22 protein-coding genes are annotated in these 18,727 nt (G+C 56.2%); 5 read left to right on the top strand and 17 right to left on the bottom strand.

The annotated features are described in order from the left end of the window. Positions 1–175 precede the first annotated feature (175 nt). Positions 176–1,195: a LacI family DNA-binding transcriptional regulator gene (locus tag IM300_RS05040; protein WP_063450401.1), complete on the top strand. Its 1,020-nt coding sequence runs from the start codon at positions 176–178 to the stop codon at positions 1,193–1,195. Positions 1,196–1,198: 3 nt separating this feature from the next. On the opposite strand, the gene yfcD is transcribed toward IM300_RS05040, so the two are convergent. Genes yfcD through yfcF form a run of 3 tightly spaced genes read right to left on the bottom strand, consistent with a single transcriptional unit; the run spans position 1,199 to position 3,073 of the window. Then, positions 1,199–1,765, bottom strand: coding sequence for an NUDIX hydrolase YfcD (yfcD, locus tag IM300_RS05045; RefSeq protein WP_063450402.1), 567 nt, complete (start codon positions 1,763–1,765; stop codon positions 1,199–1,201). Positions 1,766–1,820: 55 nt separating this feature from the next. Further along, positions 1,821–2,372, bottom strand: a complete 552-nt coding sequence (gene yfcE / locus IM300_RS05050; protein ID WP_063868180.1) for a phosphodiesterase — start codon at positions 2,370–2,372, stop codon at positions 1,821–1,823. A 56-nt stretch (positions 2,373–2,428) separates the two neighbouring features. Beyond that, positions 2,429–3,073 (bottom strand): glutathione transferase, encoded by a 645-nt coding sequence (yfcF, locus tag IM300_RS05055; RefSeq protein ID WP_193035563.1) that lies wholly within the window; start codon positions 3,071–3,073, stop codon positions 2,429–2,431. Positions 3,074–3,213: 140 nt separating this feature from the next. On the opposite strand from yfcF, the gene yfcG reads away from it, so the two are divergent. From yfcG to IM300_RS05075, 4 genes are all read left to right on the top strand, one after another. Beyond that, positions 3,214–3,843 (top strand): GSH-dependent disulfide bond oxidoreductase, encoded by a 630-nt coding sequence (gene yfcG, locus IM300_RS05060; protein ID WP_063450405.1) that lies wholly within the window; start codon positions 3,214–3,216, stop codon positions 3,841–3,843. Positions 3,844–3,918: 75 nt separating this feature from the next. Continuing rightward, entirely contained in the window at positions 3,919–4,287 is a 369-nt protein-coding gene (gene folX / locus IM300_RS05065; RefSeq protein WP_003861432.1) for a dihydroneopterin triphosphate 2'-epimerase, read from the top strand. 13 nt (positions 4,288–4,300) lie between these two features. Next, on the top strand, positions 4,301–5,194 hold the full coding sequence (locus IM300_RS05070) for a TIGR01777 family oxidoreductase (protein ID WP_193035565.1): 894 nt from the start codon (positions 4,301–4,303) through the stop codon (positions 5,192–5,194). 44 nt (positions 5,195–5,238) lie between these two features. Further along, positions 5,239–5,748 carry a GNAT family N-acetyltransferase gene (locus IM300_RS05075; protein WP_193035567.1) on the top strand — a complete coding sequence of 170 codons (510 nt, stop codon included), beginning with the start codon at positions 5,239–5,241 and terminating at the stop codon, positions 5,746–5,748. A gap of 84 nt (positions 5,749–5,832) precedes the next feature. Here the strand turns inward: IM300_RS05075 and hisP are convergent, their stop codons facing one another. From hisP to IM300_RS05145, 14 genes are all read right to left on the bottom strand, one after another. After that, the gene (gene hisP / locus IM300_RS05080; RefSeq protein ID WP_003861426.1) at positions 5,833–6,606 is read right to left on the bottom strand and encodes a histidine ABC transporter ATP-binding protein HisP; all 774 of its coding nucleotides are present in this window, start codon (positions 6,604–6,606) and stop codon (positions 5,833–5,835) included. Between the two features lie 9 nt (positions 6,607–6,615). Next, a complete protein-coding gene (locus tag IM300_RS05085) occupies positions 6,616–7,329 on the bottom strand; it encodes an ABC transporter permease (RefSeq protein WP_003861424.1) in 714 nt (237 codons plus the stop codon). Further along, positions 7,326–8,012 carry a histidine ABC transporter permease HisQ gene (locus IM300_RS05090; protein WP_006811404.1) on the bottom strand — a complete coding sequence of 229 codons (687 nt, stop codon included), beginning with the start codon at positions 8,010–8,012 and terminating at the stop codon, positions 7,326–7,328. Before IM300_RS05090 ends, IM300_RS05085 begins: the two co-directional genes overlap by 4 nt. 88 nt (positions 8,013–8,100) lie before the next feature. Further along, positions 8,101–8,883, bottom strand: coding sequence for a histidine ABC transporter substrate-binding protein HisJ (gene hisJ, locus IM300_RS05095; protein WP_003861421.1), 783 nt, complete (start codon positions 8,881–8,883; stop codon positions 8,101–8,103). 224 nt (positions 8,884–9,107) lie between these two features. After that, positions 9,108–9,890 (bottom strand): lysine/arginine/ornithine ABC transporter substrate-binding protein ArgT, encoded by a 783-nt coding sequence (gene argT / locus IM300_RS05100; RefSeq protein ID WP_006811405.1) that lies wholly within the window; start codon positions 9,888–9,890, stop codon positions 9,108–9,110. 290 nt (positions 9,891–10,180) lie between these two features. Further along, positions 10,181–10,750, bottom strand: coding sequence for a UbiX family flavin prenyltransferase (locus IM300_RS05105; protein ID WP_063450410.1), 570 nt, complete (start codon positions 10,748–10,750; stop codon positions 10,181–10,183). Between the two features lie 89 nt (positions 10,751–10,839). Next, positions 10,840–12,357: an amidophosphoribosyltransferase gene (gene purF, locus IM300_RS05110; protein ID WP_008502595.1), complete on the bottom strand. Its 1,518-nt coding sequence runs from the start codon at positions 12,355–12,357 to the stop codon at positions 10,840–10,842. Between the two features lie 33 nt (positions 12,358–12,390). Next, positions 12,391–12,879: a colicin V production protein gene (gene cvpA / locus IM300_RS05115; RefSeq protein ID WP_063868171.1), complete on the bottom strand. Its 489-nt coding sequence runs from the start codon at positions 12,877–12,879 to the stop codon at positions 12,391–12,393. 222 nt (positions 12,880–13,101) lie between these two features. Beyond that, entirely contained in the window at positions 13,102–13,797 is a 696-nt protein-coding gene (gene dedD, locus IM300_RS05120; RefSeq protein WP_063868170.1) for a cell division protein DedD, read from the bottom strand. Further along, positions 13,787–15,055, bottom strand: coding sequence for a bifunctional tetrahydrofolate synthase/dihydrofolate synthase (gene folC / locus IM300_RS05125; protein WP_193035569.1), 1,269 nt, complete (start codon positions 15,053–15,055; stop codon positions 13,787–13,789). Before folC ends, dedD begins: the two co-directional genes overlap by 11 nt. Before the next feature lie 70 nt (positions 15,056–15,125). Next, positions 15,126–16,031: an acetyl-CoA carboxylase, carboxyltransferase subunit beta gene (gene accD, locus IM300_RS05130; RefSeq protein ID WP_193035571.1), complete on the bottom strand. Its 906-nt coding sequence runs from the start codon at positions 16,029–16,031 to the stop codon at positions 15,126–15,128. Positions 16,032–16,185: 154 nt separating this feature from the next. Then, the gene (locus IM300_RS05135; RefSeq protein ID WP_063450414.1) at positions 16,186–16,845 is read right to left on the bottom strand and encodes a DedA family protein; all 660 of its coding nucleotides are present in this window, start codon (positions 16,843–16,845) and stop codon (positions 16,186–16,188) included. A gap of 28 nt (positions 16,846–16,873) precedes the next feature. Next, the gene (truA, locus tag IM300_RS05140; protein WP_193035573.1) at positions 16,874–17,686 is read right to left on the bottom strand and encodes a tRNA pseudouridine(38-40) synthase TruA; all 813 of its coding nucleotides are present in this window, start codon (positions 17,684–17,686) and stop codon (positions 16,874–16,876) included. Next, entirely contained in the window at positions 17,686–18,699 is a 1,014-nt protein-coding gene (locus tag IM300_RS05145) for an aspartate-semialdehyde dehydrogenase (RefSeq protein ID WP_063450416.1), read from the bottom strand. Before IM300_RS05145 ends, truA begins: the two co-directional genes overlap by 1 nt. Positions 18,700–18,727: the final 28 nt, after the last annotated feature.

Here is an 18,727-nt window from a genome sequence, read left to right on the forward strand (position 1 = left end):
TGCGATCGTGATCACAAAGATAGCGCTACCAATGACTAACATGCAGAACTGTGATAGCGCTATCAAATTGCTATCATGGTGTGAAATCACAGCAAAAAAAGGGATTTAAGGCGTATACTGCCTGTCACGTAAAATAAGGATGAAACTGACTCACGTCCTGTCAGCAGGAAGATGTATGTCTTTAACCCGAAAACGCCGCAGTACCGGAAAAGTAACGCTCGCGGATGTCGCGCAGCTTGCCGGCGTAGGCACGATGACCGTTTCCCGTGCTCTCCGCACGCCCGAACAGGTTTCCGATAAACTGCGTGAAAAAATTGAAGCTGCGGTGCAGGAGCTGGGTTACATGCCCAATCTTGCCGCCAGCGCCCTGGCATCAGCGTCGTCATGGACGATTGCGATGGTTGTTCCCAATCTTTCCGAAGCTGGATGTTCCGAGATGTTCGCCGGGCTACAGCAGGTGCTTCAGCCTGCGGGCTACCAGATCATGCTGGCGGAATCTCAGCATCGGCTTGAACAGGAAGAGAAGCTGCTCGAAACGCTGCTGGCATCGAATATCGCCGCGGCGATATTGCTCAGCGTTGAACACTCCGATACCGTGCGGCACTGGCTTAAAAACGCCTCTATCCCGGTGATGGAAATGGGTGCGATGCGTGCCGATCCGATTGATATGAATATCGGGATTGATAATGTCGCCGCCATGTATGAACTCACAGAAATGGTGATCCAGCGCGGCTACCAGAATATCGGCCTGCTGTGTGCTAACCAGGAGCAGTGGATTTTTCAGCAGCATTTGCAGGGCTGGTACAAGGCGATGCTGCGCCACCATATGTCGCCGAACAGGGTGATTAATGCCGCCATGCCGCCGAACTTCTCTACCGGCGCGGCGCAGCTGCCCGAGTTCCTGCTGGCGTGGCCGGAGCTGGACGCGCTGGTGTGCGTGTCCGATGAGCTCGCCTGCGGCGCGCTGTATGAGTGCCAGCGTCGGCGCATCAAAGTGCCGGACGATTTAGCGGTGGTGGGCTTTGGCGACAGCGACGTCAGCCGCGTCTGTCAGCCGCCGCTGACGACGATGGCGGTGCCGCATCGCAAGATTGGTATTGAAGCCGGGAAAGCGTTACTGGAACGACTGAACGACGGGGGCTGGCGCGACCATAAGCCCATCGCGTCCAGCCTTTGCCTGCGGGAAAGCTGTTAAGGCTTACTCAGCCTCTTCCTCTTTCTCCGCTCTATTTTCCGGTTTAGCGGATTCGTTTTTGGCGTTGCGGGTCATCCACAGCGCCAGTGCTTTTAAGGAATCCGGCGTGAACTCGTCGCAACGCGCGGTGATCTCTTCCGGCGTCATCCAGCTGACTTCGCTCACTTCCTCTTCCTGCAAGGCGAAAGGCCCATGGGAAACGCAGCTAAACAGCCCGCCCCAGACGCGGCAATGCTCATCTTCAAAATAAAACTGGCCGTGCTCGGCAAACGGCACGCCAGCGATACCTAACTCTTCTTCCGCTTCACGACGCGCGGAATCCAGCAGCACTTCATCGGCCTGCACGACGCCACCCGCTGTGGCATCCAGCATACCAGGAAGAAAATCTTTGGTGTCGGTGCGACGCTGGACCAGAATCTTGCCCATGCCGTCATGAACAACGATGTACGTCGCGCGGTGACGCAGACGCTCCGCACGCATTTGTTCGCGGCTGGCCTGCGCGATCACTTCATTCTCTTCGCTGACAATGTCAACCCATTCAGTACTTGCCAAATGATTCTGCTCCACCATCGGGAAACCTTCTCGTCTAAGCGCTCTTTCGGCGCGTTTGCAGTTGAGGTGTAACTTACGGATTAATCGCTATCTGTGCAATAACTTGCTGATCATTAAGTGCTATAACGCTTAATGTACCGTCTTCGTACATGCCATAGCTTGCCGGGTAACCGCCTTTTGGAATGCTGACGGACCCGGGGTTGAAGTAATAAATGCCTTCACGTTTTTCCGCCACCGGAATATGAGTATGGCCAGAAACCAGGACATCGCCAGCAGCGAGTGACGGCAGGTTATCCGGGCCGAACAGGTGCCCATGGGTCAGGAACAAACGGCTGTTTTCCATCAGCACCTGTTGCCAGGGAGCGGTGATGGGAAAGTGCAGCAGCATCTGGTCAACTTCACTGTCACAGTTGCCGCGCACGGCAATGATGCGCGAAGCGTGCTGATTCAATTTTTCCGCCACCTGCGCCGGGGCATAGCCTTCCGGCAGCGCATTGCGCGGGCCATGGTTTAATACATCACCCAGGATGACCAGCCATTGCGCCCCGCTTTGGGCAAACAGCGAAAGCACGCGTTCGGTCGCGGGCAGCGATCCATGGATATCCGACGCAAACATCAGTTTCATCAGTTACTCCTCCGACAATCAGACTGCCCCTATCATACCTCAAGCGCCTCGTCCGATCAGCCCGCGCGCTTAGCGGAGAGTGCCACATAGCGCTGCACCGACGCGCGTTGCCACTGGAACCCGGCATAATCCACCAGCAGCTGCGGGACGGCATCTCCGTTGAGGATCAGGCGATTGAGCATCAGCGCCAGATCGGCGTCGGCAATACACCACTCGCCAAACAGGTTCGGACTGCCGTGAGCCAGCAGCGAGGAGGCCGTCTCAATCAGCTTTTGCGCGCTGGCTTCCCCCTCCGTGCTAAGCGACGGCTTTTTGACGCCGGCGAAGACCACGTCCGTGGAGCGCTCGACGCGAATCGGCACCAGATCGCTGCGCAGCCACGCCTGGATCTGACGGGCGCGGGCGCGCTTTTGCAGATCGTGAGGATAGATGCGTTCCCACTCTGGCGGAGCAAAGCGATCTTCCAGATACTCGTCAATCGCCGAGGATTCGCTCAGCTCAAAGCCGTCAATCTCCAGCACGGGAACCCGTCGGGTAAGCGCGTAGCCCTGCCACTGGGGCTTCAGATGTTCGCCGCTGTCCAGGTCAATAGTTTTCAGATTCACGGCGAGCCCCTTTTCAGCCAGCGCCACGTAAACGCTCATAACATAAGGAGAAAAGAAGTTCGCATCGGACCACAACGTTATTACAGGCTGGCTCATGACATCCTCATTAACTGATTGGTTTTCACTCAACATATAATCTCTTTGCCTCGCTGTCACCTGATGAAAACTCACGATTTTCTGCCAGCACCTATACTGTTTTTTCATGGCAACACTCTTCACACTGACAGGAGTTGAGAATGATCGATCTCTATTATGCCCCCACCCCGAATGGCCATAAGATCACCCTCTTTCTCGAAGAAGCCGAAGTGGAGTACCGGATCGTTCGCGTGGATATCAGTAAAGGGGACCAGTTCCGCCCCGTTTTTTTGGCCATATCGCCCAACAATAAAATTCCGGCCATTATTGATAACCTGCCCTCTGACGGCGGCAAACCGTTAAGCCTGTTTGAGTCCGGAGAGATTTTGCTCTATCTGGCGGAGAAAACCGGCAAGCTCCTGAGCGGTGAACTGCGCGAGCGTCACCAGACCCTTCAGTGGCTGTTCTGGCAGTCAAGCGGCCTGGGGCCCATGCTGGGGCAGAACCACCACTTTACCGCGTATGCGCCGCAGACTATCCCTTACGCCATTGAGCGATACCAGGTCGAAACCCAGCGCCTGTACGGTGTTCTGAATCGTCGGCTGGAAAAATCACCGTGGCTCGGTGGTGAGCATTACAGCATCGCCGATATCGCCTGCTGGCCGTGGATCAACACCCATGAACGCCACCGGATCGACCTGGCCTCTTATCCGGCGGTGAACAACTGGTTTGAGCGCATCAGGACCCGACCGGCCACCGAACGCGCGATGCAAAAAATCCATCAGATTTGAGCCTGCGCCCCGTTGGGTACAGGTGTTCTCCTCATGTATGATGAGGCAGAAATACTGACACGGAGAAGACCTGCAATGTCCCAGCATGACGCTATTATTCGTATAAAAAACTTACGCTTACGCACGTTCATCGGTATTAAAGAGGAGGAGATCGCTAACCGCCAGGATATCGTGGTGAATGTGGTGATCCATTACCCGGCAGACAAGGCGCGCGCCAGCGAGGATATCAACGACGCGCTGAACTATCGCACGATCACCAAAAGCATCATCCAGTACGTTGAGAACAACCGTTTTGCGCTACTGGAAAAATTAACTCAGGATGTGCTCGATATCGCACGCGAACACCACTGGGTCACTTATGCTGAAGTAGAGATCGATAAACTTCACGCCCTGCGCTACGCCGACTCCGTCTCGATGACGTTAAGCTGGCAGCGCCAGGCGTAAACCTGGAGGTAGTATGAAGATTCTGCTCACCGGCGGTACGGGCCTGATTGGTCGCCATCTCATTCCACGCTTGCAGGCGTTGCATCACGACATCACCGTGGTCACGCGCAGCCCGGAGAAAGCCCGTCAGGTGCTGGGTGCCGGCGTTGAGATCTGGAAAGGCCTGGCGGAACGGCAGGATCTGAACGGCTTTGACGCCGTCATTAACCTCGCGGGTGAACCTATTGCCGATAAACGCTGGACCGAAGAGCAAAAGCAGCGTTTATGCAGCAGCCGCTGGAACATGACCGAAAAGCTGGTTGAGCTGATTCGCAACAGCGAGACGCCGCCTTCGGTGCTGATTTCCGGTTCTGCTACAGGCTACTATGGCGATCTCGGTGAAGTGGTGGTGACCGAAGAGGAGCCACCGCACAACGAGTTTACCCATAAACTCTGTGCCCAGTGGGAGCGTATCGCCTGCGCGGCGCAGAGCGATAAGACACGCGTCTGTCTGCTGCGCACCGGCGTGGTGCTTGCCCCGAAGGGCGGTATCCTCGGTAAAATGCTGCCGCCGTTTAAAATGGGGCTTGGCGGTCCTATCGGTAACGGACGGCAGTATCTGGCGTGGATCCATATCGACGATATGGTCAACGGCATTCTCTGGCTGCTGGATAACGACCTGCGCGGGCCGTTTAACATGGTGTCTCCGTATCCGGTACGTAATGAGCAGTTTGCTCATGCCCTGGGCCATGCCCTGCATCGCCCGGCGGTGCTGCGCGTGCCTGCAACGGCGATTCGGCTGCTGATGGGTGAATCGTCGGTGCTGGTGCTGGGCGGCCAGCGCGCGCTGCCAAAACGGCTGGAAGCGGCCGGATTTACGTTCCGCTGGTATGATTTAGAAGAGGCGCTGGGGGATGTAGTGCAGTGAATATGTTACAGTCATACGCCATGTCTGGATGATATGGCGTAACTATGGCAACCCTCACCACAACCCGGCTTCACCTCTCTCCTTTCAAACCCTCTGACTGGGCGTTCTTCCGCTCACTGCGTGAAGATCCCACCATCATGCGCTACATGGCTGCTATCACGCCGGAAAAAGAGACGCGCCGCGTATTTGCCGCACGCCTGATGGCGGAGCATGTCTTCGTGATCCGTCTGCATAATGACGATACGCCGCTCGGGGATATCGGGCTGCAAATCAGCGCGGCGAACCGTGAAGAGGCGGATATTGGCTATACCGTGGTGCCTGCCGCGCAGGGAAAAGGTATTGCCAGCGAGGCACTGCGCGCGGTGTGTGACTACGCCTTTAACCAGATCGGCGTGAAGGCGATTAATGCGTATGTACTGGCGGATAACGGCGGTTCGGTACGCGTGCTGGAGAAAGCCGGTTTTGTGCGTACGCAGGTGCTGGAGAAGGCATACGAGATTAACGGGGTGCGGTATGACGACTGGGTGTACCGGCTGGAGCGTGGTGCGCTCTGAATGCGTGGCGGCCTACGGTTTTTGTAGGCCCGGTAAGCGAAGCGCCACCGGGCAATTAAGCTGCACCGCCGTATGATGCCCTCTTTATTTCAGAGATCCCTTCAGGAACTGCTGCAAGCGCGGGCTTTGCGGGTTCGCCAGCACCTCATCAGGATGCCCCTGCTCCTCGATCTTGCCCTGATGCAGGAAGATAACGTGGTTAGAAACGTTACGGGCGAAGCCCATCTCATGCGTCACCACCACCATCGTTTTGCCCTCTTCAGCCAGCTTCTGCATGATGCGCAGCACCTCGCCAACAAGTTCCGGGTCCAGCGCGGAGGTCGGTTCGTCAAACAGCAGAACTTCCGGCTCCATCGCCAGCGCGCGGGCAATGGAGACGCGCTGCTGCTGACCACCTGACAGGTGCACCGGGTACTTGATCTGCTGACGCTCGTCGATACCCACTTTCGCAAGGTATTTCACCGCACGCTCGCGGGCCTCCTGCTTGCTTAAGCCGAGCACCTGAACCGGCGCTTCCATCACGTTCTCCAGCACCGTCATGTGGCTCCAGAGGTTGAAGTGCTGGAACACCATCGTCAGGCGCGTACGCAGCAGGCGCAGCTGGTTTTTATCCGCCACTTTAAGCTGGCCGTCTTTATCACGGACCATATTAATGTTCTGTCCGCTCACCACAATCGAACCTTCGCTCGGCTTTTCGAGGAAGTTGATGCAGCGCAGGAAGGTACTTTTACCCGAACCTGATGAACCGATAATACTGATCACGTCGCCCGCGTTAGCCTCCAGCGACACCCCTTTCAGCACTTCATGTTCGCCGTAGCGCTTGTGCAAATCAATTACGTTTAATTTGTTCTCAGCCATCATAAATTCTCAGTGCGTCGACGGTTTTATATGCTGCAACCAGCGTTTTTCAGCCTTACGGAACAGGCTGATCAGGACGTAAGAAATGATCAAATAGAGTACTGCCGCAATGCCAAACGCCGTAAACGGCTGATACGTCGCAGAGTTAATATCGCGCGCAATCTTTAACAGATCCGGTACCGTGGCGGTAAAGGCCAGTGCCGTTGAATGCAGCATTAAAATCACTTCGTTGCTGTACGCCGGCAGCGCAATACGCAGCGCTGAAGGCAGAATAATACAGCGGTAAAGCTTCACGGAGGAGAAGCCGTACGCGCGCGCCGCCTCGATCTCTCCGTGCGGCACGGAACGAATGGCACCGGCGAAGATCTCGGTGGTATAGGCGCAGGTGTTAAGCGTCAGCGCCAGCACCGTACAGTTCAGGCCGCTGCGGAAGAACGCGTTCAGCATCTCGGTGCCTTTCACGATCTCAAGCGTGTACATCCCCGAATAGAACACCAGCAGCTGTACGTACAGCGGCGTACCGCGAAACACGTAGGTAAACAGCCAGATCGGGAACTGGATAAATTTATTGTTCGACACGCGGCCAATGGCCAAAAACACCGCCAGAATGCCGCCCATTACTACCGAGGAAATCAGCAGCCACAGCGTGATCGCCACGCCCGTGAAGCGGTAGCCGTCCGTCCACAGCAGGGATTTCCAGTACTCCTGAATAATCTCAATCACAGGTCAGCCCTCTTCACACCCACGGAGTAGCGACGTTCGAGCAGAAGCAGCACACCATTGGAGACGGTCGTAAAGACCAGATAAATCACGCCGCAGACCACCGCAAAGTAGAACGGTTCCCAGGTGCTCTTACCCGCCAGCTGCGTGGCCTTCACCACGTCTTCCAGACCCAGCAGGGAGACCAGCGCCGTCGCCTTGAGAATAACCTGCCAGTTGTTGCCGATACCCGGCAGCGCGTAACGCATCATGGCCGGGAACATGATCCGGCGAAACGTTTGTGAGGAGGTAAAACCGTAGGCAGTCGCCGCTTCAATATGTCCCTTCGGCACGGCCATGTACGCGCCGCGAAAGGTCTCGGTGAAGTAGGCGCCGTAGATAAAACCAAGGGTAATGATACCGGCCACCATCGGATCGATATCGATCTGATCCATGCCGATGGCGTCCGTCACGCCGTTAAGTGCGATTTGCAGGCCATAAAAGATCAGCAGCATCAGCACAAGGTCTGGCACGCCGCGAATCAGCGTGGTATAGCCTTCAAATATCAGCGCCAGCGGTCTGTTGGCGGATAACTTTGCCCCCGCGCCTGCCAGGCCTATCAGCACCGCCAGCACCACGGAGCTGATGGCCAGCTCAAGGGTGACAAGCGCGCCCTGTAAAATAACGCCAGAAAATCCGTACAGCATACCGCGTGCCCTGTCGTCTCGTGAGTGGTGGAACCGTGTCTTTTCCCCTCCCGCAACGGGAGGGGCCGCACGTTATCAGACGGGGCGATTAGCCGCCGTAGACGTTAAAATCGAAGTACTTTTTCGCCAGCTTGTCGTAGGTGCCGTCCGCGCGCATCTCGGCGAACGCTTTGTTCAGAGCCTCACGCAGTTCGTTGTCTTCTTTACGCAGGCCCATACCGGTGCCTACGCCAAAGAGTTTTTCATCCTTAATGGACGGACCGCCGAACTTGTAATCTTTACCCACAGGCTGCTTCAGGAAGCCTTCGCTTGCCGCCACTTCATCCTGGAATGCGGCATCAATGCGGCCTGCGGTCAGGTCTGCGTAGATATTTTCCTGCCCCTGGTAAGAGACAATTTCAATGCCCTTAGGCGCCCAGTGCTCGTTGCCGTAGGTTTCCTGCGTGGTCCCCTGCAACACGCCCACGCGCTTGCCTTTCAGAGACTCAAGGGTTGGCTGAATATCTGAGGATTTCGCCACTACCAGACGTGAATCTGCCGCGTAGAGTTTGTCCGTGAAGGCAATCTCCTGCTGACGTTTTTCAGTGATGGAAAGGGAGGACATGATCACGTCGATTTTTTTGGCTTTCAGGGACGGGATCAGCGCATCCAGCGGGTTTTCAACGTAGGTACATTGCGCTTTAATGCGTTTGCACAGCTCGTTAGCCAGATCGATGTCAAAACCGACCAGTTCCCCCTTCGCATTCTTCGATTCGAAAGGTGCGTAGGTTGGATCAGTTCCAATACGAATTTTCTGCGGAATTGCTGCGAATGCCGCGGTGGCGCTGGAAAAGGCCAGTACCAGAGAAAGTGACAACACCAGTTTTTTCATATCTGTCCTCAACAAACTGTCTTAATACGAGATTTTACGACCACGGGGTGCCGTTAATGTGCCATTAATCCCCTCATTCAGGCAAAGATTAATGCCTCTGAACGGGAATTTTTGCATTTTAAATGCTTAACTATGCACACAGCGTTCCAATACGGTGCAATAGATGCACCATACTGGAACATTGCCCCGTGGGATGCACCACATCAGTGCATCCCGTTCAGGCATTAATCACCGTAGACGTTGAAATCGAAGTATTTCTTCGCCAGTTTGTCGTAGGTACCGTCTTTACGCAGCTCGTTAAACGCTTTGTCGAAGGCGGCTTTCAGCTCGGTATCATCCTTACGCAGGCCAATACCGGTGCCGTCGCCAAAGTATTTTTTATCTTTAACTGACGGGCCAGCAAAGGCGTACTCTTTACCCGCAGGCTGCTTCAGGAAGCCTTCGCTCGCGGCAACTTCATCCTGGAACGCGGCATCCAGACGGCCCGCCGCCAGGTCAGAGTAGATCAGATCCTGGTTCTGGTAGGCGACCACATCGACGCCCTTCTCGCGCCAGTTGGCGTTCGCGTAGCCTTCCTGGGTTGAGCCCTGAAGCACGCCAACATGCTTACCTTTCAGCGAGTCGATGGTCGGCTGGATTGGGGAGCCTTTCGCGGCAATCAGACGTGAATCGGCAGCGTAGAGCTTCTCAGAGAAGGCGATCTCCTGCTGACGTTTTTCCGTGATGGAGAGAGAAGAGATAATGGCATCAATTTTCTTGGCTTTCAGCGACGGGATCAGCGCGTCAAAGTCACTGCCCACCCATGTGCATTTCACTTCCATGCGTTTGCACATCTCATTTCCCAGATCGATATCAAACCCCACGAAATCGCCCTTCGCATCCTTGGATGAGAATGGCGCGTAGGTTGCATCTGTACCGATACGAACCGTCTGTGGAAGCGCTGCATAGCTGCCTGCTGCTGCACTCAAGCCCACGAGCAAAGACAGAGCCAGAACCGTCTTCTTCATACATTTACCCTCAAGAACCGTGATTTTATTATGGTTTATGTTGTGTGTTGTGTTGCAGGCTGCTCTTGCAGGTCTTATGCCACATTGTCGTCGGGTTCAGACTACGACGTTAAATATGTTAATAAAACGTTGCGATACTGCCTTAATGGTGAAAGATAGCAGGTCTGCCGAACGAACCGGAAAGAGAAAAAGGGAAAAAGCGAATTAAATGTCGAGGATATGATCGCGGTTGCAGTTTTGCCCTGAAACAGGGCAAATTGGCTTTTCATGCACCCTGGTTGTGCACGGCTTCACGTTCCCTGCCAGCGGACAAAGAGATCTTCAGGCAGGTCAATATCGAACTGATCCAGTACGCGGTTAACGGTCTGATTGATGACATCGTCCAGCGTCTGCGGGCGATGATAGAACGCAGGAACCGGGGGCATAATCACGGCGCCCAGTTCGGCTGCCTGCGTCATCAGGCGCAGATGTCCCAGGTGCAGCGGGGTTTCGCGCACGCACAGCACCAGAGGGCGACGCTCTTTCAGCACCACGTCTGCCGCACGCGTCACCAGCGTGTCGGTATAGCTGTTTACAATGCCGGAAAGGGTTTTAATGGAACAGGGCAAAATAACCATGCCGGCCGTTTTAAACGAGCCTGAAGAGATGCTGGCGGCGATATCGCGGGCATCGTGCACAACGTCAGCCAGGGCCTGAACGTCGCGCAGAGAGAGATCGGTTTCAAGAGAGAGGGTCTGGCGCGCCGCCTGGCTCATCACCAGATGGGTTTCTACGCCTGCAACGTCACGCAGCACCTGTAACAGCCGGACGCCGTAAATCGCGCCGCTGGCGCCGCTGATCCCTACAATGAGTCGTTTCATGATTTTTGCCCTTGCTGATTTCAGGGCAGACTGTGCAGGATTTTACGGGGAGTTGCAAGTGAGGGCGAGCGCCCTCACCTGCACAGGCATCAACCTTCGTTGTGCATCTCTAAGCTTTCGAGATCGTTTTGCAGCTGGACGGCTTTCGCATCGTCGTTACGCAGCGAATCAAGGTAGTCGAGATACTGCTGGTCAACGTCTTTCGTCACGTAGATGCCATTGAACACCGAGCATTCGAACTGCTGGATGTCCGGGTTCTCGGCGCGCACCGCGTCGATCAGATCGTTCAGATCCTGGAAAATCAGGCCGTCGGCCCCGATGATCTGACGGATTTCGTCCACTTCGCGACCGTGAGCAATCAGCTCGTTGGCGGTTGGCATATCAATACCGTACACGTTCGGGAAGCGGATTTCCGGTGCCGCAGAGGCGAGGTACACTTTCTTCGCGCCAGCTTCGCGCGCCATCTCGATGATCTGCTCGGACGTCGTACCGCGCACGATGGAGTCATCCACCAGCAGCACGTTCTTGTCGCGGAACTCGGCACGGTTAGCGTTGAGCTTGCGACGTACGGACTTACGGCGCAGCTGCTGGCCGGGCATGATGAAAGTACGGCCAACGTAGCGGTTTTTCACGAAGCCCTGACGGTACGGCTTGTCCAGAATGCGGGCGATCTCCAGCGCGATGTCGCAGGAGGTTTCCGGAATCGGTATCACCACGTCAATGTCGAGATCGTCCCACTCGCGGGCAATCTTCTCGCCCAGCTTCGTGCCCATGTTGACGCGCGCGCTATAAACGGAAATCTTGTCGATGAACGAGTCCGGACGAGCGAAGTAGACGTATTCGAACAGGCACGGGTTGCTCACCGGGTTGTCGGCGCACTGGCGGGTAAACAGCTGGCCCTTCTCGGTGATGTAAACCGCTTCGCCCGGCGCAACGTCACGCAGGAATTCGAAGCCCAGGGTGTCCAGCGCCACGCTTTCGGAGGCCACCATGTATTCAGAGCGGCCATCGCCAAGGTCGCGCTTGCCGAGCACCAGCGGGCGGATCCCGTTTGGATCGCGGAAGGCCACCATGCCGTGACCGATAATCATCGCCACGCAGGCGTACGCGCCGCGGATTTGGCGGTTCGTCGCGGCAACGGCGGCAAAGATGTTATCGGCTTCCAGCGGGTAGTGGCGGAAGTTATCCAGCTCGCTGGCAAAGATATTGAGCAGGATTTCAGAATCAGAGGTGGTGTTAATGTGGCGACGTTTCTCTTCAAACAGCTTTTTACGCAGCTCGTGGGCGTTGGTCAGGTTGCCGTTGTGGGCAAGCGTGATGCCATACGGGGAGTTAACGTAAAAAGGCTGAGCCTCAGAGGCGCTGGAACTGCCAGCAGTAGGATAACGAACGTGACCGATCCCCATATTACCTTGCAGACGCTGCATATGGCGGGCTTCAAACACATCGTTTACCAGGCCGTTCGCCTTACGTAAACGGAAGCAGTTGTTTGCATCAATGGTGATGATACCCGCAGCATCCTGCCCACGGTGCTGAAGCACCGTTAACGCGTCATAAATCGACTGGTTTACCGGCATGAAACCGGCGATACCGACAATACCGCACATTCGTCTTTTCCTCGTTAAGCCACATCTCAGGGTTTATGCCCTGGGCAAGAAACTCGACGAGCTTTGCAGATAGTCAAAGAACCATCTGATGATGAAGCTGAACTCCGGAATGAGCTGCGATTTCTGCCAGTCTTCACTTTTGGAGAACCCGGTAAAGGTATCCAGGAAGAACAGGATCGCGGCCACAATCAGCACGCCTCGCAACGCACCGAAACAGATGCCGAGCACCCTGTCCGTCCCTGACAGACCGGTTTTCTCGACCAGCTGGCCTATCACATAGTTGACGATAGCGCCGACAATCAGCGTCGCGATAAACAGCAGCGCGATAGCGATTCCGTTTCGGACCAGTTCATCTTCAAAGCCCGTGAACCAGACAGACAGGTAAGTGTAGTAATGACTGGCAACAAAGAAAGCACAACCCCAGGTTACCAGCGATAACGCTTCACGAACAAAGCCACGGATCAGGCTAACCAGACAGGAAAAACCAATCACCGCAATGATGGCGTAATCAATCCAGACCATATGTGTCCCACGATTTAACGCCCTGTCATCCAGTTCGGGGCGAATTCTAACAGAAAAAGAAAACGTTTGCGTAGGGATTTCCTTCCCATGCGTAAATAAAAAAGGCGCTGAAAAAATGCTCAACGCCGTTGGCTTATTACGTCTCTTTGGACGTCTGCCATTCCCCCTCACCCTAACCTTCTCACCCTCTGGGGAGAGGGCCGGGGTGAGGGGGTGATTTTATCAGTTTGCGCTGTAGTTCATCACCACGCCGCTCAGGCCGGAGATCTGCTTCAGCTCGCCAAGCGAACCTTTGAGCTTATCTTTAGACGCATCCGGCCCCACGAGGATACGGGTAATTTTACCCTGCACCGGCGTGGTGGGTGAAGTATAAACACGGTATCCCGCGCCGCGCAGTTTACTCACGATCTCATTGACCTTATCAGCGTTTTTCAACGCACCCAGCTGAACGACATAGGCTTTGCCCGTCGGGGCAGCCTCCTGCTGGGCCTGTCTGGCCGGTGGCGGTGTTTCCGTTGCCGCAGCCAGCTGCTCGGCCGCTTTGTCACGCTGCGGTTTAGGCTGCGTTTTCTCTACCGGCTTCGGTTTTTCAACCGGTTTAGGTTGCTCTACCGGTACGGGATCGATTTCAACGTTGTTATTTGCGGCCAGACGCGACGGGTCAAGAGACGGCGCGGCTGCATCGCCTGCACGCACCTCTTCCGCTGCGCCTTCAGGCGGCTGGGCAGGTAGCGCCTGCGTTGCCGCGGGCAGCATGTCGGGCTCGTCGCGGTCGCCCGGTTTTGGCACCAGCGGAATAGCCGCAAATTCATCCTGGTAATGCTTTTTCTGCCCGTCGAGCAGCCCCGGGAGAATAATCACCCCGAGCGCGACCAGCACAATGGTTCCTGTTAAACGGTTCTGAAACTTACTCGCCACCGGTTCTCCCCGCCTCCATCACTTCCATGACATGTGCCACCGTGTGGAATGACCCACACACCAGCACGGTATCTTCTGGTTTAGCTTCCGCCATCGCGGCGCGCCAGGCCGAAACCACGCTGTCGTAGATTTCGCCTTTGCCGAGATGTTCCATTAATTGCTCAGCAGTCGCGCCACGCGGCCCCTCCAGAGGAGCACAATACCAGCTATCGACCACACTCTCCATGCAGGCCAGCGTGCCGCCGATATCTTTATCATGAAGCATACCGATAACCGCCAGCACGCGCCCGGTTTTTGGTAACGATTTGAGACGTCCTGCGAGGTACGCCGCCGCGTGCGGGTTATGCGCCACGTCCAGAATCAGACGCGGTGACTCGCTCACAATCTGGAAACGCCCCGGCAGCAGCGCGTTCTGAATACCGTCGCGGATCGCCTGCTCGCTCACCGTTAATCCGCTGGCGCGCAGTGCGGCCAGCGCGGTCGCCGCGTTAGGCTGTGGCACCTGCGGCAGCGGCAGATTCTCCAGCACGCCCTGCGCATCGCTAAAGCGCCAGCCGTGGCCCTGAACCTCATACTGCCAGTCCACGCCACGATGCAGCAGCCGGGCGCCCTTCTCTTTCGCCACGTCGGCAATGGTGTGCGGCATGTCCGGCTCGCCGACCACGGCGGGCTTAGTCGCCCGAAAAATACCGGCCTTCTCGCGGCCAATGCTTTCGCGGTCTGGCCCCAGCCAGTCGGTGTGATCCAGCGCGATGCTGGTCACGACCGCGACATCCGCATCCACCATGTTTGTCGCGTCCAGTCGCCCACCCAGCCCGACTTCCAGGATCACCACGTCCAGCTGCGCCTGCTTAAACAGCCACAGCGCCGACAGGGTGCCATATTCGAAATAGGTCAGTGAAGTTTCGCCGCGCGCCGCTTCGATAGCGGCAAACGATGCCGTGTGGGCAGATTCCGCCAGCTCGGCGTTTTGCACCCGCACGCGCTCGGTATAGCGCACCAGATGCGGAGAGCTGTAAACGCCGACCTTATAGCCGGCAGCCATCAGGACAGATTCCAGCGTGCGGCAGGTGGTGCCTTTCCCGTTAGTGCCGGCGACGGTAAACACGAACGGCGCGGGTTTCAGCACGTCGAGACTCGCGGCAACCTGGCTTACGCGCTCAAGGCCCATGTCGATGGTTTTACTGTGCAGGTTTTCCAGATAAGAAAGCCACGCGGCCAGGGGCGACGTGGCTTGAGGAATGCTTTTATTTTCCATGATGCCCGGTTGTCATTAACGGTTTAGAAAGCAAAAGGGCAGCGCCATTCGGCCCTGCCCTTTTCAGTTATCAGGCCTCGGGTTCCTGATCCGGTACGACCACGCCTTCGCGCGGCTCGTCCGGGTTAGGCGCTGGCAGATTCATCAGCTTCGCCAGAATGCTGGCCAGCTTGAGGCGCATTTCCGGACGGCGGACGATCATATCGATAGCGCCTTTCTCAATGAGGAACTCACTGCGCTGGAAGCCCGGCGGCAGTTTCTCACGTACGGTCTGTTCGATAACGCGAGGACCGGCAAAGCCGATCAGCGCTTTTGGCTCGGCGATGTTCAGGTCGCCCAGCATTGCGAAGCTCGCAGAGACGCCACCCATGGTTGGGTCGGTCAGTACCGAGATATACGGCAGACCGCGCTCCTGCATTTTCGCCAGCGCAGCGGAGGTTTTCGCCATCTGCATCAGAGACATCAGCGCTTCCTGCATACGCGCACCACCGGAGGCGGAGAAGCAGATCAGCGGGCAGTTGTCTTCCAGCGCCTGCTCAACGGCACGCACGAAACGCGCGCCGACCACGGAGCCCATTGAGCCGCCCATAAAGGAGAACTCAAACGCAGCGGCAACCACCGGCATTTCATGCAGGGTGCCCTTCATGACGATCAGCGCGTCTTTCTCGCCGGTCTCTTTCTGTGCAGAGGCCAGACGATCTTTGTATTTTTTGGAGTCGCGGAACTTGAGCACATCTTTTGGCTCCAGTTCGCTGCCCAGTTCTATCAGAGAACCTTCGTCCAGCAGGCTATGCAGGCGGTTGCGCGCCGACATACGCATGTGGTGGTCACACTTCGGACACACCTCAAGATTGCGTTCCAGCTCTGCACGATACAGAACCTGGCCGCAGCTATCACACTTCGTCCATACCCCTTCAGGAATGCTCGCTTTACGCGTCGGGGTAATGTTGCTTTTAATTCGTTCAATCCAGCTCATTGATAACCTTTCTGCCTGAACCTGGTCGTATGCCAGTTTTGCTGTAAGAGGCGAATAATGCCATTTTTGCCTCCAACAGACCATGAATGTTGCACATTAAAACATAACAGCCCGAAACTTTGGATAAAAAAGTGGTCGAACCGCCAGCGTGCATTTACTTCGCTTGTTTTGCTGCCGCGCGTTTGTGACGAATGATTTCGATAACACCCGGCAGAACGGAAAGCACAATAATCGCTACAATCAGTAACTTAAGGTTTTCCTGAACCACAGGCAGATCGCCAAACAGGTAGCCCGCATAGGTAAAGAGCAACACCCAAAGCAGTGCGCCCACCACGTTGTACATTGCAAAATGACGATAGGACATGTGGCCCATTCCCGCCACAAACGGTGCAAATGTGCGCACAATAGGCACAAAACGGGCAAGGATAATGGTTTTTCCGCCATGACGTTCATAGAACGCATGGGTCTTGTCTAAATAACTGCGGCGGAAAATCTTCGAGTCCGGATTACTGAACAACCGCTCGCCAAACACTCGCCCGATGGTGTAGTTGACCGCATCGCCAACAATCGCCGCGACGATCATCAGGACGACCATCAGGTGGACGTTCAGGTCATTGGTTGGCAGTGCAGATAACGCACCGGCCACGAACAGCAGTGAATCTCCCGGCAGGAACGGCGTAACCACAAGCCCGGTTTCACAGAACAGAATGAGGAACAGAATGGCGTATACCCAGACGCCGTACTGCGCGACCAGCTCCGCCAGGTGAACATCAATGTGCAGGATGAAATCAATCAGAAAACGTATTACGTCCATATTGTCTAAGCCTTAATTGCACCTTTGTTTAGTCCGCTAAAAACAGCGGGCCCATTGGCGGTTTTGGCAGGTCGAACCGGTCCGGATAATCCACCGAAACCAGATACAGCCCTTCCGCTTTCGCCGTTGCTGCCGCAAGCGTTCTGTCCTTCGCTGCCAGCAGTTCTGCAATCCAGCTCTCCGGCTGGTGTCCGGCGCCCACTTCCATCAGGCTGCCCACGATATTCCGCACCATATGATGTACAAAGGCATTGGCTTTGATATCCACCACCACATACGCGCCATAACGACTGACGTTAATGTGCATGACGTTACGCCACGGCGTACGGGACTGACACTGCACCGCACGAAACGACGTAAAATCATTTTCTCCAATCAGGCACTGCGCCGCGCGATGCATGCGTTCTGCATCCAGCGGTTCATAAAAATGCGTTACGCCCTGGCTTAACACGGCCGGGCGCAGGCGCTGGTTGTAGATGACATAACGGTAGCGCCGCGCCGTCGCGCTGAAGCGCGCGTGAAAATCATCCGGCACAGCTTTCACCCAACGCACGGCAATGTCACCAGGTAAATTCGCATTTACACCCAGCGTCCAGGCCGCATCTTTGCGTACCGCAGTGGTTTCAAAGTGCACCACCTGCCCCGTGCCGTGAACCCCGGCATCGGTGCGGCCCGCACAGAAGACGCTGATCGGTTCGTTCGCTACCTGAGAGAGCGCTTTTTCCAGCTTCTCCTGGACGCTGCGCACCTCATTCTGACGCTGCCAGCCATAGTATTTACTGCCATCGTACTCAATGCCGAGGGCAATTCTGTGGACCGGCTTTTGTTCCACGTCTGACATCAGTACAGATACTCCTGCACCAGTTTTTCCGCGATTTTGACCGCCATCAGCGCGCCGCCAAAACGCACGTTGTCGGCAACGGACCAGAACTGCACCTGCTCCGGCATACCGTAATCGTTACGTACGCAGGCCACGGAGAGATGCGCGCTGCCGGTGGCATCGCCCACCTGCGTCGGGAATTCGCTCTCTTCGGAAAGGACAATGTCCTCGCCGCGGCCAAACGCGTCGCGCGCTTCTTCAGCCGCCAATGGACGCAGGGCTTCAAAGCCGACCATCTGCGCATGGCCGTAAAAGACCGGAGACTGTACGACGTTCGCGGAGATCATCAGCCCGTCATCCTGCAAAATTTTGCGCGCTTCATCGACGATACGACGCTCTTCCCGCACCGAACCTTCACGATCCGGCAGCAGCGGCAGCATGTTGAACGCCAGCTGGCGGCCAAAGAAATCATCTTCGTCGATCGGGATCCCGTTCAGCAGCTTCGCGCTCTGCCCTGCCAGCGCGTCTACGGCTTTTTTGCCATTAGCCGAAGCCGACAGCAGGCTGGTCACGGTAATGCGCGACAGGCCACCGTCGTCGATCAGCGGCTTCAGCGCGGTCAGCAGCTGGCTGGTGAGGCTGTTTGGTACCGCAATGATGTTGCGGTTGCGGTAATCAGCCAGCACAAACGGGTTAACGTCCGGCACCACCAGCGGCACATCCGGCTCAAGGGAGAACAGGCCGCTCAGGTCGATCACCAGACAGCCAGAATTGGTCGCCTCTTCAATGTAAGACGCCGTCGCCTCTGCACCTGCGGCAAAAAACGCCAGCTGAGCCTGGGTCCAGTCAAATGCGGCGGCATCCTGCACCATCACGGATTTCCCGCCGAAACGCAGATGTTCACCCGCGCTGTCGGTACGCGCCAGCGCGTAAATTTCGCCCACCGGGAACTGGCGCTCAGCAAGGGTTTCAAGCAGGGCTTCGCCCACGGCGCCAGTGGCGCCCAAAATGGCAATGTTCCAGCCTTCAGACATGGTGGTTTACTCCAGAAATAAAAACGCG

Origin of the sequence: Enterobacter cloacae complex sp. I2 (genome assembly GCF_014896205.1) — a bacterium.
Classification (GTDB): Bacteria; Pseudomonadota; Gammaproteobacteria; order Enterobacterales; family Enterobacteriaceae; genus Enterobacter; species Enterobacter quasihormaechei.